At 64.3% G+C, this 12,772-nt stretch carries 15 protein-coding genes; 2 read left to right on the top strand and 13 right to left on the bottom strand.

From position 1 onward, the window contains the following. Positions 1–9 precede the first annotated feature (9 nt). The 13 genes from CA982_RS26930 to CA982_RS17825 all read right to left on the bottom strand — a co-directional run bounded on the left by CA982_RS26930 (position 10) and on the right by CA982_RS17825 (position 10,784). Entirely contained in the window at positions 10–5,652 is a 5,643-nt protein-coding gene (locus CA982_RS26930; RefSeq protein WP_144066049.1) for a phage tail tape measure protein, read from the bottom strand. A gap of 20 nt (positions 5,653–5,672) precedes the next feature. Further along, complete coding sequence (locus tag CA982_RS17870; protein WP_086536615.1) at positions 5,673–6,077, bottom strand: hypothetical protein; 405 nt, start codon at positions 6,075–6,077, stop codon at positions 5,673–5,675. A gap of 199 nt (positions 6,078–6,276) precedes the next feature. Then, positions 6,277–6,588: a WhiB family transcriptional regulator gene (locus CA982_RS17865; RefSeq protein ID WP_086536614.1), complete on the bottom strand. Its 312-nt coding sequence runs from the start codon at positions 6,586–6,588 to the stop codon at positions 6,277–6,279. Continuing rightward, a complete protein-coding gene (locus CA982_RS17860) occupies positions 6,585–7,823 on the bottom strand; it encodes a DUF3631 domain-containing protein (protein WP_086536665.1) in 1,239 nt (412 codons plus the stop codon). Before CA982_RS17860 ends, CA982_RS17865 begins: the two co-directional genes overlap by 4 nt. After that, positions 7,820–8,296, bottom strand: coding sequence for a hypothetical protein (locus CA982_RS17855; protein WP_086536613.1), 477 nt, complete (start codon positions 8,294–8,296; stop codon positions 7,820–7,822). Before CA982_RS17855 ends, CA982_RS17860 begins: the two co-directional genes overlap by 4 nt. Further along, the gene (locus CA982_RS27200) at positions 8,293–8,499 is read right to left on the bottom strand and encodes a DUF6011 domain-containing protein (protein WP_425269089.1); all 207 of its coding nucleotides are present in this window, start codon (positions 8,497–8,499) and stop codon (positions 8,293–8,295) included. The genes CA982_RS17855 and CA982_RS27200 overlap by 4 nt, the downstream gene beginning before the upstream one ends. A 115-nt stretch (positions 8,500–8,614) precedes the next feature. Next, the gene (locus CA982_RS17850) at positions 8,615–8,968 is read right to left on the bottom strand and encodes a hypothetical protein (protein WP_144066048.1); all 354 of its coding nucleotides are present in this window, start codon (positions 8,966–8,968) and stop codon (positions 8,615–8,617) included. Beyond that, a complete protein-coding gene (locus CA982_RS17845; RefSeq protein ID WP_086536611.1) occupies positions 8,965–9,213 on the bottom strand; it encodes a hypothetical protein in 249 nt (82 codons plus the stop codon). Before CA982_RS17845 ends, CA982_RS17850 begins: the two co-directional genes overlap by 4 nt. Continuing rightward, on the bottom strand, positions 9,210–9,515 hold the full coding sequence (locus CA982_RS17840) for a hypothetical protein (protein ID WP_086536610.1): 306 nt from the start codon (positions 9,513–9,515) through the stop codon (positions 9,210–9,212). The genes CA982_RS17845 and CA982_RS17840 overlap by 4 nt, the downstream gene beginning before the upstream one ends. Next, positions 9,512–9,982, bottom strand: coding sequence for a hypothetical protein (locus CA982_RS17835; protein WP_086536609.1), 471 nt, complete (start codon positions 9,980–9,982; stop codon positions 9,512–9,514). The genes CA982_RS17840 and CA982_RS17835 overlap by 4 nt, the downstream gene beginning before the upstream one ends. Before the next feature lie 2 nt (positions 9,983–9,984). Continuing rightward, a complete protein-coding gene (locus CA982_RS17830) occupies positions 9,985–10,215 on the bottom strand; it encodes a hypothetical protein (protein ID WP_086536608.1) in 231 nt (76 codons plus the stop codon). Further along, positions 10,216–10,374 carry a hypothetical protein gene (locus CA982_RS26580; protein WP_158097817.1) on the bottom strand — a complete coding sequence of 53 codons (159 nt, stop codon included), beginning with the start codon at positions 10,372–10,374 and terminating at the stop codon, positions 10,216–10,218. A gap of 221 nt (positions 10,375–10,595) precedes the next feature. Next, the gene (locus CA982_RS17825; RefSeq protein WP_086536607.1) at positions 10,596–10,784 is read right to left on the bottom strand and encodes an excisionase family DNA-binding protein; all 189 of its coding nucleotides are present in this window, start codon (positions 10,782–10,784) and stop codon (positions 10,596–10,598) included. Positions 10,785–10,901: 117 nt separating this feature from the next. Here CA982_RS17825 and CA982_RS26575 point away from each other — a divergent pair, with 117 nt between their 5' ends. Together CA982_RS26575 and CA982_RS17815 are read left to right on the top strand one after the other, a co-directional pair. After that, entirely contained in the window at positions 10,902–11,585 is a 684-nt protein-coding gene (locus CA982_RS26575) for a helix-turn-helix domain-containing protein (protein WP_086536606.1), read from the top strand. After that, on the top strand, positions 11,582–12,757 hold the full coding sequence (locus CA982_RS17815; RefSeq protein ID WP_086536605.1) for a site-specific integrase: 1,176 nt from the start codon (positions 11,582–11,584) through the stop codon (positions 12,755–12,757). Before CA982_RS26575 ends, CA982_RS17815 begins: the two co-directional genes overlap by 4 nt. Positions 12,758–12,772 lie beyond the last annotated feature (15 nt).

Raw genomic sequence — 12,772 nt, 5'->3', positions numbered from 1 at the left:
GTGATGTGGCTAGAGACCGGCGAGGGTTGTTGCTATGCGCTGCTTCTCGGACCTCTGTGCTTGCTTCAGGCTGCGGTCGTCGGAGACGTTGTAGGTTGTGCCGCGGACGTTGTGCGCGAGGACTTGGAGTAGTTGGTCGAGCTTGGCCACTACCGCCTCGGACGAGCTGCTGCCACCGCGGTCGAGTGACGCTTTCAAATCACGCGGGTCGAATGGGAGCGCAGTCTCTTTGTGTCCCAACCCGTTGAGCATGATGTTGGCGCCCTCGTGGATCACACCGCCCCGCTCATACCAGCCAGCGTTGACGTGGTGCTCCTTGGCCTTCAGCGGGTCGCCGTAGCGGGGGCTGCCGACATAGTTGTCGAACACCTCGCCCTGGGTGCGTGCGTCGGCTGTCGGCGTCTTACCTGCAGCGGCCCACACCTCCGGGCTGAACTGGCCGCCACCGAAGTACTTCCCGTTGCGGGCGTTCATGTCCCAACCGGATTCCTTGTTGATGATCCAGTCGGTCGCATCCCAGGGGGGACCCTGACGCCATGCCTCGCGTAGCCCGGACCTGAATGCATCCTTGATCGCGCTGCCAGTGGCGGGCAGTCCTGCGGTCGGTCCGCGGCCGAGGTCCTGACCGGGGGCGGGGCGGGTCGTGCCGGGATCGCGCACAGTCGGCGCCTGGCCGGGGGTGTTCGGCTGATTCGGTGTCGTCTTGAGCTGGTCGAACTTCTGCTTGGCCTCCAGAGTCTTCTGGTCAAACTCCTGCTTCTTCGCGAGCTCGGTGTCCTCGTGCTTGCGCTTGAGGTCGGCGACGCGTCGGTCGTACTCGGCTTCACTGATCCGCTTCGCATCGAGCTCGCTGCGCAGCTTCGCCAGTGCGGTGTCGTGTGTTCGTTTGCGTTGCAGCTTGGCGTTCTCAAAGTCCTGCTTGGACTTGAGCTTTGCGTCCTCGTATTGCTGCTTAACCATCGGGTCGGTGCCCTTGGAGCCCGATCCGCTCTGCGCCTGGCGCTGCTGGTTCTCGTACTCGGTGATCGCGGCGAGCCACCCGGGCTGGTCGTTGATGGAGAGGACGTTGAATAGGTCGGTGATCTGTCCGGAGACGAATGCTGATGCTGCGTTGCCGAGTCGCCCGGAGAGGGTCTTGTCTTCCCCGCTGCCGCCTGTGCTGCCACTGCTGCCGAAGCTGCCCGTGGGGGCGTTCTGTACCCACGTCCCGTCAGGGCGCTGCACCCAGCCGCCCGGGTCGCCGGGGACGCCTGTGCCGGGGTTGTACGGCGACTCGACACGGAAGAAGGCGTGTTCGCTGAACTGAGGGTCGTCAGCGCCGGCCGCGGAGCCGCCGACCATGCCACCGCCGTTCCCGCCACCCATCTCCACGTTCGTGCCGTCAGGAAGGGTACCCGCGGTATGGCCGCCACCCGGGCCGCCATTGACCCACCCGAACCGCATATCCCCGGACCCGCCCCGACCGAGCTGACCGCCCATCTGCTGGATCTGCGCGCCCATGGTTGCGGTCGAGAACCGGCCGCCGAAGGGGTCCAGCCCTGCAGCCATCCGAGCAAACGCGCTCATGGTTCCGGAGCAATCACCCCAGTTCGTTCCACCCCACACGTATGGGGCGCCGGTCAAAGGACGAGACGCTCCGACGCCGTCAGCGAGCGACCGCAGAATGCCACCGTCAGCGAACTTCCGAACGCCATCGACACCCTTTAGTGCGCCCTTGACCGCGCCGCCAGCAAGCGCGCCGAAGAGTCCGGAGATGTTGCTAGGCAGCTGATCCTTGGGGAACAGGGTGAGGCCGAAGAGGTCCGCGACTGTCGCGAGGATGCTGGTAGAGCGGGCACGCTTGCCGAGCCCCAGCGGTATCCACGCTTCACCGCCAGTCTCCCCCTCGGCAGCGATCGCCGGCCCCATAGCGGTCGTGTAGAGCGACCCCGCACCGCGGCCCGGAAGGATCTGCGGTTCGGTGAGATGCCCACCATTCGCATACCTCGCGAGGGCCGCAATCCCGCCCTCTGCGTAGGTACGGATACCGCCGTCGGCATAAGCGCCCTGCTGCCGCCGACCGAGCTCCTGCAGGTTGCGGTCAAAGTTCGCGCCGAACTGCTGCGGATTGTCCACCGGCGCCGGCGCGGTCAGCCCACGGATGAAATCAATCTGAATCTGCGCGTTGCGCTTACGGGCCAGATCGTCGAGAGCCTTGTTCGCGATCGTGGCGTTTTGCAACAGCTGATCGATCAACAGGTGCACGGCAGGATCAGCTGTCGTCTGAGACAGGATCTGCAGTTCCTGCATCGAGAACTGTTTACCTGCCAGCAGTTCGTCGATCATGAGACCTGCCCGGCCGGACACGAACGTCTTGTCGAGAGCCTGCAGCGCGCCGATCGCTTCGGTGTTGCGTGCCTGGAACAGCGAGGTCTCGAGGTTGAGTTTCGGGTCGACCTTCATCGCGTTCAGAACCGAAAGGTTCTGCGTCAACAGCAGAACCTTGGCCTTGGCGTCATCGTCTTTCGCCGTGATCGTGACCTGCTTGCTGTTCGGGATCTGCTTCACGCTCGCCCCGACACGATTGAGCCAAGCCTCTGTTTCGTCCGAGACCTGGTCCCGGTCCACGGTGACCGTCTTCTGTCCCTCAGGGACTCCGCGCCAGGCGGTGGAGATAGCAGTGAGCTGATGCAGCAACCCACCCGGAGTCAGATCCTTCATCGCGACCGAGATCTCAATGTCATCTAGTCCGAGCTGGTCTGCGGCTCCGCGGATCTGCTCCACCGTCAAACCGTACTGGCGGGCGAGCTGCTGCAGCGCCTCGCCGTTCAGCCGGTTGCGTTCCGCCATGTCCGCACCCTTGACGGCTGCGGATTCGGTGGCATCAACGATGTCCATCAACGACTTTCGCAACTGTTGCCCGTTGGTTGTCGAGGTGTTGACACCGAATTGGACGTCGAGCAACGCCTTGCCGAACCCCTGCGTGCGATCGATCGCCTCCTTAGTGGAGGCGGTGATCCGCTGCATGATCTCGTTGTGCTGTGCAATTGCCTCACCCTTGGATCGGGCGGGATTGAGCGCTTCGAGTGCTGCGCGGAGTGCCCTGGACTTGTCGGCAGCATCTGCGGACTTGTCGCCCAGCAGCCGCATCGCATCGCCGAGTTCCGTAACACCTGGTGTGACGCGCGATGCGGATGCCTGCTGTCCTTCGAACTCCCGCCTCATGTGCGCCAGGTTGGCGGCGGCCATCACCCCGCCCTCACCCATCCCGGCCAGGCGGTCGGAGACCAGCTTCCACTGCCCCTCGGTACCGTAGACCGCGCGAGCAACTTCCTCATTGGTCATGCCGAGGTCAGTCATCGCCTTCTGTGCGGCCATCGCCCGCTCAGAAGTCTGATTCAGCTCATCGTTCGTGTGGAACAGGATCTTGCCGATGCCACCGATTTCCTTCAGCTGATCCCAGGTCGACTTGTGCTGGTCGGCAGTCGTCTTCAGCGTCTGCTGGTAGGCAGTCAACTGCTCGCCAGCCTTACCCCAAACATCCTGAGACATCGCGCCACGAGACTGCGACAGCGCCGACCCCAACGCCACCTCAGACGCCGCAAGATCCTTCACAGCTTGACTCTGCGCGCGAGCCTTCTGCGTGTTCTCAGCGTGAGCACTCGCAGCAAGACCCAAATAGACCGTCGCCCCCGCAACTGCGGCGCCCAACGGACCGCCAAACACACCCATCATCGCCGACCCAGCAGAACGAAGGCCCGTACTGGCCGCAGCCGCCACACCCAGAGTGCGGCCGAACTGATTCGCGCTGATCGCCGTGTTCACGAACGCCGCCTGCATACGAGTCACCACCGGAACGTGAGACCCGATCTGCGAAATCGCGCTACCGAACCTCCCGAAGGTCGTAACACCCGACGCGGCAACAGTGTTCATCCGCTGCATCGCCTGCGCGGCAGTCAGAGACTGACCCGAAAGTGTTTGCCAACGCCCATTCGCGGTCTGCACCACGCCAGCCATCTGCATCAGCAGGGCGCGGTTCTGTGCGAGCCCTTGAGACATCGCCGTGTTGGTCTGGATGAAGTTCTGTCCCGCGGTCCGCGCATTCGACAGGCCGCTAGTGACTGGCGCCAGAGCCGACTGGACCCGACTCATAACCGGAGGAATCAGCTTCCACGCGAGGAACGCACCCACCATCGCGGTAGCCAGGCCGGCGTTGTTACTCGTGAACGTGGCCAGCGTCGACAGAACCGGAGTGAGGCCTTCGATGACAGTCGTCGCTGCACGGACAACCTCGAGAAACACAGTCCATGTTGAAACGCCGAGCGCGCCAGCAATCGTCGCAGCCGACTTCAGGTTCTGCTCAATAACAGGAGCCAAGCCAGTGGCAGCCTGAGTGATCCCGGCGAACGCGCTCGCACCATCGTTGCGGACGCTCGCGAGGAACGATTGGACCCGCGAATCGTCGAACGCGGCGCGCACGCCCTTGCCGGCGTCTTCCGCGTCGGAGACCAGGTCGCCGAGAACGTTGGCGGCAGCGTTGGCCGCAGAGGTGAGTGGACCCTCTACGACGTCGTAGAACGCCAGCCCGGCGTCCTGCGCGCTGTTCTTCAGCTTCTCCCACGCCCCGGGGAGTCCCTGCATCTTCGCCGCAGCCACATCAGCCGCCGAACCGCTCTTCTCCATCGCGGCGCGCATCTGACTGAAACCGTCAGCACCAACCTGCGCAGCGAGACCCGACAGACGCATCGCATCCGACCCGAAGAGAATCGCGGTGGCCTGCTGATACTGCTGGTCCGTCATCCGCTCGGACGCAGCATTGAGCTGCCCGAACAGCGACTCCATGCCAACAAATCGGCCCTGCGAGTCGTAGACGGTCAGGCCGAGCTGCTTCATGACAGTCTCGGCTTGGTCGCTCTGATCAGTGAGCGCGAGCAAGGTCGACTTCAGCAGCGTGCCGGCGTCAGATCCCTTGATGCCTGCGTTGGCCAGCAAAGCGATCGACGCCGCAGTATCCGACATCGACAGGCCGAACTGGTTAGCAACCGTGCCGGACTGCTGCAAAGCCTGTGCGACATCGGTGATCTCGGCCGACGATGCGTTCGCGGCGTTCGCGAGGATGTCAGCGGTCTTACCGGCATAGGTAGCGTCCTGACCAAACGCCTGCAACGCCTGCGACTGGATGGTTGCCGCCTCCGCGGCCGAGATCTGCGCTGCGGCAGCCAACTGCAGCGTGCCGCGAGCAGCCTGCATCGACTGCTCAACCGTGAACCCACCCTTAGCGAGCTCCAACATGGCGTTGGCGGCGTCGATGCTGGACGTAGACGCCAGTTGGGAGTCTGTTCCGAGTTCGCGTGCCCGACGGCCGACCTCAGCGACCTGCTGGGCGGTTGCGCCGGACACGGCTTGAAGGGTGTTCAATGCGCCGGTGAAGTCCATACCCGCGCCAATTGAGGAGCGCATCGCCGCGCCGACAGCGGCGATTCCGCCTGCAGCGCCAGCGATTGCGCCTGCGGCTTTGAGGGAGGTGCCGAATGCCCCGGAGAATGATCGACCGGCGCGCTGCCCCTGCTGCTGGGCTATCCGATCCGTCTCGCCGAACGCCCGCCTGATCTGCCCTGGGATCTGCCGAGTGTCGGCAATCACGCTCACCCATGCCGTGGCCAACTCTGGCATTCGGCACCCCCCTCTGTCGGCTATGCCGCTGTGCGCCTCTGTGTTTGACGTGGGCGCTGTCTGGCGTAGTCCTCAACCGTCCCCCGGTGGAAGGTCCAGTACCCGTTGGGGAGCTGGGTTCCGTCGAGGGTGGCACCCAATCTGACTACTTGGCGGCGGGTCACTCCGAGGATGCGAGCCGCTGTCGCGGAGTCGATCAGGTCTGTCGGGGAACAGTCTTCTGCGAGTGCGATTTCGGGTCCGTCCGAATGTCCCGGGTGGGACTGAGCCTGCTTCGCGGCCTCGTAGATCTCGACGAGTTCGGGGCCGGGTGGCATACCCGACCGTGCCAGCTTCTCGAGTGCGGCGACGGCCGCGTACTTCGCCATCCGCAACGCGGTCTCACCCTCGATGAGGACGGCTGTTCCGAGTGCGCGGGCGGTCACCGGTTCCGTCTCCGGGCTCGGCGGACGAGGGCTACATCTGAGATGCGACCCTCGTCCGGAGTCGGGGTTGGGGTCTGACTGTCGAGGTAGTCCCGGAGGCACGCTTCGCAAGTCCATCCATGCATTGACCCTTTGTGGGACCGGCAGGGGCCGTAGCAACGCTGGCACACGTGGGCGCGGGGGGCGCGGGTGGTTTCGCTCATGCTGCTGTTTCACCTCCCTTCGGTGGTCGTCCGGGCGCTCGTGGGATGCGCCCAGCGGTGACTGCGTGCGCTTGGTCGGATCTCGAATCAGACCAAGCCAGACAGGCGTCGAACACCGGGCAGCGGGCGCACAGTTGGGCCGCGGCCCGGTGCCTGTACTCGGCGGCGTCGCTGTCCTCACGGGGGTCTCGAGGGTCGAACAGCTCGGGTGAACCGATGCACGCCGCACCGGTCAGTGAATCGGTGCCGCGCAGAATCTCAGCGAGCAACGCGATGGGGCCGGCCTCGCGCCGGGTCTGGCCCCTCATGCCGACTCCCGATCGCTCAGGAACCGTTCTCCGGACCCTCTCTGTGCATCCGGTGCAAGCGGATCAACCGGCGATAGTGGTGCGGCGACCGCTCCAGTTTCGCCAGTTCCGCCACTTGCACCGGTCTCTTTGCGAGGTATCCCCAAACGGTGCCAAACCGGATCAAGCGAGGTCAGAGCATATCCACGCGGCCCACGGCCACCTGGCCGCGTGCTCGTCACCTTCGACGCCTGCGCTACCAGGCGACCCAACCGGTGCGCGGTCAACGCTTTGCCGTAGTTCGACCGGAGACCCCAGTAATCGGAGTTGTGAACGACCAGCCTCGACACCAGAGTCTCGGTCGGCACGTGGGTTTCGTCGCCCGGCCACACCGCAGCGAGATCGCGGAGGATGACCATCCCGGGTGGCTCGTGCTGGAGTCCCGCCTCATGCTCGGCGGCATCCTCGGCGAGCCCCCGAGCAATCAGGTCGTCCGCGATGGCAGGCCAGTGCCCACCCGCAGCGACCGCGACACGTTTCAGGGGACGCCACTTCTCCTTGGCGCGGCCCCGGCACCCCTTCGGTAGATCGACCTCGCGCGGCAAACAGTCTCGAACACTATCGGCGAACGCCACGATGCGATCCCGTAGCGCAAGCGCATCATCCTCGATGAACTCCCAGTCCGAGTCCTCGACTCGGCCGGTTACGTCGGGCATCAACAAGACCCGAAGGCACCGTGAGCGGGTGTCGTCCGGCAGCCGCGGGGAGTTGCCGGCCATCGCCACAGGTGCGAATGTCGGCATCTCCTTCGTGACCCACCCGCTCTCCTTATCCGGGACCAAGACCGGCCGAGTAGCACCACGGCGGTACCCGGAGTTGAGAACAGCGATCAACTCCTGGACCCCAGGCTTGTCGGGGTTCAGGCTCCGGTCCGTCTCGTCGATCAGAATCGTTCGGATACCGGTGTCGAGGATGCGCACCAGCATTGCCGAACTGGACAGCGATGCTGCCTGGACTGGATTGCAGCCCAACCTTGCGATGTGATCGAGAACAGTGGTCTTCCCGGACCCGGGCATTGTGGAGTCGATCAGCAGCCGAGGCGTGGAGTAGCACTCGAGCGCAAGATGCGTGTGGACCGTCCAGAGGGTCAGGAGCGACAGGTCCGCATCGTCGGGAACCGCGACGTAGGTGTTGAAGTGGTCCTCAACGGCGTCGAGAAGCGCGGCGCCGTCAATAGCCTCGGGAGTCTCCGTCATGCGGCCACCCCCCGCGCTGCGCACAACCGTTCCCAGAGCATCCGGACCGCCGCCCCTTCTCGGATGAACGTCTGCCAGGCGTCGGCTTCGGCACCGTCGCGTGCCCGCTCAGCGATGGCGTCAGCGGCCGAGATCATCCGGGCCCGAACCACCTCGGCGAGGACCGCGGAGGCGTACTCAAAGACTCGGACACCGGGCACAGCGGTTGTCACCGCGTCAAGAACACGGTTCTTCACAAGCTCGCCGCGGTGGCCGGAATACAGACCGTGACGCATCAGCTCGGCGTTCAACAGAACGGGCGCCGGCTGGTCCCCGTTCTTCGCCATCGCCAGGACCATGTCCAAGCACTCCGCCGTGGGGGCGTCCAACAAGCGGACGTCCTCAGGAGTGACGAGGGTGAGGGCGCTGACGATCATGCCGGGTGATGCGTCGAACGTTGCGGCCAGAAGCGAGACCGTGAGGGTTGCGCTCATGCCACAACCTCCCGGCGCCCGCACTTCGGGCCGATGCCGCGGGCCTTAGACCGCTGCGCTGTCAGCGGTGCACCGCACACACGGCAACGGACAGCGAGCACGTAGGTGCCACCTCGCAGCGCAGCGAGTAGCAGCTTGTCTCCGGGGTCGACATATTGTTCGGGATACCCCTCCGGGGCATCGGTAGACTGCAATGCAGACATGTGGTGTGTCCTTCCAGACGCGGCCCCCGAGCCTTCCGGGGGCCGCGTCGCTTGGGTTTCAAGAATGAATCGCTTGGCCAGGAACCCTTTTCACCCCTCAAGCGGAAGAACCTGCTCAGTTGGTTGGTGCACCTCCATTCCGCCGCCAGAACCCGGGAGCCGAGAGCGTGATTCGCTCGCCCGTCGCGTCTTCGAAGATCAACTCGACGCCCTCGAGATTGGCGAAGTGGATCAGCGCGTCTCCCATGTCGGGTTCGGTCGTCCCTGTCATCTCGCCGAACTCCCTTGTGCGCCTGCGTCCGCTGCGGATCAAGGTCTCGGGGAGTCGGTACGCGGCGCGGCCGTGGTCGTCGCGTACAGCGTGGGACCGGAGGGTTTCTGCGCTGACGCCGATGATGAGCGCGGTGGCCACGTCGTTGAGGTAGTACTCCCCGTCAGCGTTGAGCGTGACGACTGCTGGATCTCTCACAGCACCTCACCTGCCTCGCCAGCGCGGTGCGCGTTGATGATCTCGTCAAGACAGGTGGGGTCCTCAGCCCACATCTTCCCCTCATCGGGTGTGAAACCGAGGAACTCGCCGAGCGTCAGGTCTGGCCCCTCGCCGGCATGCCAGCGGTCTACCCAGTCGTCAATGTCTGCTGGCGTTGCAACCCCCTGCAGGCAAGCATCAATGAACGTGGCGGGTGTCTGGGATTCGTTGTTTCGGCGGGTCATCGGCGCATCCGATCGTCAGGCGTGACGCGTTCAAACTCCGCGGCCAACCATTCGGGACAGACGGTGAGGTCCCCGGACAAGCGCGCTTGCCGTCGACACTCGCTGGTGTTCCACCGCCGCCCGTCTTGTTCGGCGCGCTCGCGGGCAGCGGACAGCCAGTCGATAACTGCGTCGAGCACATCGTTACCGGCGGACACGACTGCGGTCATCTGTGTGATGTGTTCGACGGTTCCGTCCCATTCCCGCCCCGTGTAGAGCAGGCACTGGGCCGAAAACTGTTCGAACTCTTCGTGACCGATCACTGTGTCGCCCCCTCGGCACTGTGCTGCTGATGTAGGCGCTCGTCCTCGGAGTCGATCGAGCGGATCTGATCCGGGTGGTGCCCGTATGCCGACCAGAAGATCGAGTCGTACAGGGAGTCTGCGCGCGAGACTGCGACCCACACGAACTGCCACCAACAAGCAACTGGCCGCTTCTTAGATTTCCGCAGACGAGTGAACTCCTGCCTCTTGCAGTGGGCGACGCCGTCACGGAAGACGGTCTGGCCGATCCCGTAGATTTGGTGCCGCTCACGCTCATTCAGGTGGCTGTGCAACGTCAGGACGACCCGGCCGTCGTCGTACAAGAAGACGCTGGCAGCCGACTTCCACAACCGACCGAGTGCGAACTTGAACTGGGGGTCACGCTGGATCTCACGGACCTTCACCCCGAACACAGCCAGTTCCTCGGCAGTTGTATTCGAGGGCTCGTAGTAGACCGGTCGGAACATCTCTAGATCACCTCCGACGAAGTGTCGACGAGCTGGAGGTGCCGAGCAGGGCGGTCCTCGTGCTTCTCCTCGTACTGCGGGAGGTCCTCCAGGAGGGCAACGAAGATCAGCAACTGCGAGGTCGTCGCGCCGCTGATGCAGCCGTAGTCCAGCCCGTCGATGATTCGCTCGATGAGCTGGTCCCGCCCGGTCACCTCAGCCAGGGGACGGCGATTGGTTGCAGTGGAGGACATTCAGACCACCGCCGTCTGAACGGTCCACGTTCCGCCTTCGACTTCGTGGACGATGTCAGCGAGTTCCAGCAGGTCAGAGACGTCCTCCGGCTCGATACCTGCAAGGGCGTCGTGCATCAGATCGATCATGAGATCGTCGTCCGCGGCAAGCGGCGTCACCTGCCTGACAGGTAGGGGGTGACTCTGTCGGCGTCGGTGTGTAATGTGCATGTCAGAACTTCCTCACTTCTCATCAGGGTGTGCAGGGGTTACTGGCCTCGGAACCTGCGCCAACAGGTCCGGGGCCTTTTCTTTTGCGCCGACGAGGTCGTCGGTGCAGTCGGGGAACATCTCGATTCCCCCGAGGTCTTCGCGGTCGCGGATGTGGGCGTACCGATCAGTCACGCTGCGCCGCTCGCAGCCTGTTCGAGGCCGGCGATGTACTCGTCGATCGCCTGCTCCGGGATGCGGCGATTGCTGCCGATCTTCACCGACCGAAGTGCGCCGGACTTGATCAGTTCGTAGCCCTTGCTGTTGCCGACGCCGATGCGCGCGAAGGCTTCTCCGGGCTTGAGTAGGCTTTTGGACATGTGGAGACCTCCTAATTGTCTGCTCCAGAATGAAACTTGAACCCGTGGTTCATGTCTCGTAATGGAGCGTAACACGGATGCTCCCGGATGCGTGCGTATCCGTGAGAGAATGTTGCAATGCCGAACATTGATGACGACGCGAAGACGTGGCAGCTCGAGCAGGCTGGCCGCGTCGGCGAGGCGGTGCGCCAGCGCCGGCGTGCACTAAAGCTGACCGCCGCCGCCCTGTCGGAGCGCACAAGGGCTCTAGGGTTCCCGATCTCCCGTGTCGCCATATCGAAGATCGAAAGCAACACCCGCGCAGGGAAACTCGATGTCGCCGAACTCATCGTCATGGCCGCGGCACTTGAGATTGCCCCAGTTCTCTTGCTCTACCCGGGCCTCCTGGACGAAGTGGTTCGCTACGTACCTAACGGCCCAGATCGCCGATCAAGGACGGCGCTGGGGATGTTCACCGGCAAGTTGGCGTCGCGACCCGTCGAGCCGAACGCGGACGCTCCGGTCACCACACTGGGGGTCGAAATGCCTGTGCTATCCGGAGATTCGGACGGAAACGAACCTCTGCAACTGATGAACAGGTATGACCGAATTGGGAGCCTGGCGATCGAGGCTGTGCATAAGGCCGACACCGACGACCCAGACGAACGCAGACAGGCGGAGCGAATGCTCGAGCGCGCCCAAGAGGACAACGAGATCGTCGTCCAACGGATGCGTGCTCTTGGGATGAAGGTGAGGGACTGGGATATGCGCGAGATGCTGAATCCGAACCCAGGACCCAGTGACGGAGGGGGTGTCAGATGAGCAGCAGGCGCCAACTCCCGCCACAGATCCGCAAGCTGACCGTCCGTGACAGGCGGACGGGTAAGGGCGTCACTCGCTACCAGGTCACCGTCGATGCTGGCGTCGTCGGCGGCAAGCGCCGACAGATCCGGAGGCGATTCACCACCGAGGCGGAAGCGCGCGCGGAGCTGTCTTCCGTGCAGGCGTCGGTCGTGGCCGGGACCTATGTCCATGCCTCGAAACTCACTGTCGCTCAGGCTGTCGACGGGTGGCTGGCCGCGAAACACCGACTCAAGCCATCCACGAAGCGCAGTCACAAGACGGGACTTGCGCCCGTCCGCGACGAACTCGGCGACACCATCGTTCAGCAGCTGACAAAGCGCGACATCGACGCCCTCGTCGGACGCCTGAGGGCCGGGGAAGTCGATGGCCGACGGAAGTGGTCCGCTCGATCGGTTAACCACATGCTGGGTCTACTGACCGCGGTGCTCGAGGACCAGCAGCGGCAAGGTCACGTGGTGCGCAACGTCGCCCGCCTTGTCGATCGCATCCCGGCCGAGCGCCCGGAGATGAAGACCCTCACACAGGAACAAATGTTCCAGATCCTCGACCACGAATGCCGGGACCGGCACTTGTGGACGCTCGCTCTGTACGGGCTGCGCCGCGGCGAGATCGCGGGACTGCGATGGGACAACGTCGACCTAGGCGCGAAGACGGTCACGGTCGCCGAGAACCGTGTCGCCGTCGGCCGCGAGATCGTCGCCGGCACCCCCAAATCGAAGCGGTCACAACGGACGCTGCCCCTACCCGATGAGGTTGTCGACGTACTTAGGGCCGCACGCAAACAGCAGCTGCAGGAGCGGATGGCGCTCGGGGAGTCGTACGGGTCGGGGGAGTACGTCGCGTGCGACGAGGCGGGCGAGCCCTACCACCCGAACCTGCTCACGTTCCGGTGGGGAAAGCTCCTCGAAACGTTGAAGATCCCCCACGTCCGGCTGCACGATGCACGGCACTCATGCGCCACCCTCATGCACCTACGGGGCGTACCGATCGCGGTCATCGCCGCCTGGATGGGCCACGCCTCCGCGGCGTTCACACTGGCGACCTACGCACACTCCCAGGACGACGCATTGAAGGCCGCTGCGAGCAGTTTCGGGCGAAATGTGACAAGTCGTGACACCGACAGCGGGTAGCTGACCGCCAACAGG

The organism is Gordonia lacunae, from assembly GCF_002149015.1.
GTDB lineage: Bacteria > Actinomycetota > Actinomycetes > Mycobacteriales > Mycobacteriaceae > Gordonia > Gordonia lacunae.
Note: the sequence above shows the minus strand (reverse complement) of the source record. Positions and strands in the feature narration are given on the sequence as shown.

Bases quoted from the DNA above. Each gene is read 5' to 3' on its own strand.
- CA982_RS26930 (WP_144066049.1), bottom strand. From the start codon at position 5,652: ATGCCAGAGTTGGCCACGGCATGGGTGAGCGTGATTGCCGACACTCGG.
- CA982_RS17865 (WP_086536614.1), bottom strand. From the start codon at position 6,588: ATGAGGGGCCAGACCCGGCGCGAGGCCGGCCCCATCGCGTTGCTCGCT.
- CA982_RS17860 (WP_086536665.1), bottom strand. From the start codon at position 7,823: ATGACGGAGACTCCCGAGGCTATTGACGGCGCCGCGCTTCTCGACGCC.
- CA982_RS17855 (WP_086536613.1), bottom strand. From the start codon at position 8,296: ATGAGCGCAACCCTCACGGTCTCGCTTCTGGCCGCAACGTTCGACGCA.
- CA982_RS27200 (WP_425269089.1), bottom strand. From the start codon at position 8,499: ATGTCTGCATTGCAGTCTACCGATGCCCCGGAGGGGTATCCCGAACAA.
- CA982_RS17845 (WP_086536611.1), bottom strand. From the start codon at position 9,213: ATGACCCGCCGAAACAACGAATCCCAGACACCCGCCACGTTCATTGAT.
- CA982_RS17835 (WP_086536609.1), bottom strand. From the start codon at position 9,982: ATGTTCCGACCGGTCTACTACGAGCCCTCGAATACAACTGCCGAGGAA.
- CA982_RS17830 (WP_086536608.1), bottom strand. From the start codon at position 10,215: ATGTCCTCCACTGCAACCAATCGCCGTCCCCTGGCTGAGGTGACCGGG.
- CA982_RS17825 (WP_086536607.1), bottom strand. From the start codon at position 10,784: ATGTCCAAAAGCCTACTCAAGCCCGGAGAAGCCTTCGCGCGCATCGGC.
- CA982_RS26575 (WP_086536606.1), top strand. From the start codon at position 10,902: ATGCCGAACATTGATGACGACGCGAAGACGTGGCAGCTCGAGCAGGCT.
- CA982_RS17815 (WP_086536605.1), top strand. From the start codon at position 11,582: ATGAGCAGCAGGCGCCAACTCCCGCCACAGATCCGCAAGCTGACCGTC.